Genomic DNA, 1,553 nt, shown 5'->3' on the forward strand with positions numbered 1-1,553 from the left:
AGCGCGGGTGTAGCTCAATGGTAGAGCCGTAGCTTCCCAATTTTTGCGTCTAGCTGCGCGATCCCCGTTCTCCCTGAATTATCCACTGATTGATCCTGATCTGACTATCGGGCCATCAACCGTTCCCGATGCATTACCAGCCCCATGCCGGGTTAGGTGAGATGCAGGGGTCTCTTACTACTTCTTCCAAATACCTAACCCGGTTGGATTTACTCAATCTGGGAGCTTTGGGGAAATACAGATAAAACCCCGTTGGGGGTGATTGGGCGCTGATCTGTATGCGCGTAGCACTCCCTGATTTAACAGTGAAGGTCAACGCCTGTTGTCTGGTGGTCTGGTTTACGGGATGGTTCCCATACTGGAATCTCCATCGCTTTTAAAAACCCCGGGGTGCGATTTCTAACGGGGACAGGTGCCCTGTAGGGGTCTCTTACTACATCCCTACTTCACCTAACCCGGACTCCAATATTTCGTTTTTAACCTGTTGTTATTTCCACAGGTGGTTGGATCATGGGATTACATATAACTCCATGGCACTCACCAAAGACGAAATTACTGAAATCACCATCAAACGAAATTATTACTTACACCGATCATTCAGGGTTCTCAGAAGGCTGAGGGATCTCAATGAAAGGTGGTATCTCAATTATCTGGATTTCATTATCAGTGATGAAAATTTCTGGGATGTAGGTGAAGAGAAATTCTTCGAGATGTACAAGGTTTACTGTGAGAACCGAGATCAACAAATCGATGAATCATGAGGGTACGGAAAATTAATTTTTAACATGTTGCAATCCGTGGAATCTGTTTGATACTGGAACTTCAATATCAAACATGACAACAAATCAACTCAATAACAACAACGTTTTTCAGACACTCACACTTATTTCAAAGCTGCACAAAATAAATGCAAAGTGGTATCTCGATTATGTTGAATATGTATTCAACGGAGGGATCTACTGGGATTCTAGTGAGCAGTTGTTCTTAGAAATGTACGTGTTTTTCTGTGAATATAAAGATAAAGGTGAACCGGTTTAGTAAACCGAGTCACACAGTTATCTCTTCACTGCATACAGATTAGAGTGCAGTGGGGTGGTAACAAGTGATGATTTGTAATCGCTACAGAGCAACCCAGAGAGAATCCTTATGGATTCTCGTTCATCGCTAACAATGTGCGTAGAACGTTGCTGGTTTGATCTTTGGTTAAATTGGGTGCTGGTTTTGCTGGTGCTTGTTGTGCAGCACCACGATTCACTCTGACGCGATATTCCAGCTGGAATACGTGCTCATTTGTTTTTCGATCAAAGCCCTCAACTTTCTTGCTGATTCGGGATTCCACCTTGTTGGGAAACCCTAGAGCTTGGTCTAAAGCGATCAGTAGTTTGTTCCATGCATTCATGTCGATTTTGGTCTGCTGACCTATTTATCGATCAATCCAACGCTGGAATATTACCAAAGTCTTACCACTATCCGTAACAGTCTCAGCCAGAGGCTTCTAACCCCATGAGTTACAGCAAAGTTTTGGGGTGCATCAGGAGCTTTGGTAGCTCTTG

Annotated in this window: 1 protein-coding gene; it reads right to left on the reverse strand. The window is 43.8% G+C overall.

What is annotated here, in order from left to right; genetic code table 11:
* Window positions 1-1,144: 1,144 nt before the first annotated feature.
* The gene (locus CJD38_RS18315) at window positions 1,145-1,399 is read right to left on the reverse strand and encodes a hypothetical protein (RefSeq protein ID WP_107941935.1); all 255 of its coding nucleotides are present in this window, start codon (window positions 1,397-1,399) and stop codon (window positions 1,145-1,147) included.
* Window positions 1,400-1,553: the final 154 nt, after the last annotated feature.

This window comes from Stenotrophobium rhamnosiphilum (assembly GCF_003052265.1).
Taxonomy (GTDB): Bacteria; Pseudomonadota; Gammaproteobacteria; order Nevskiales; family Nevskiaceae; genus Stenotrophobium; species Stenotrophobium rhamnosiphilum.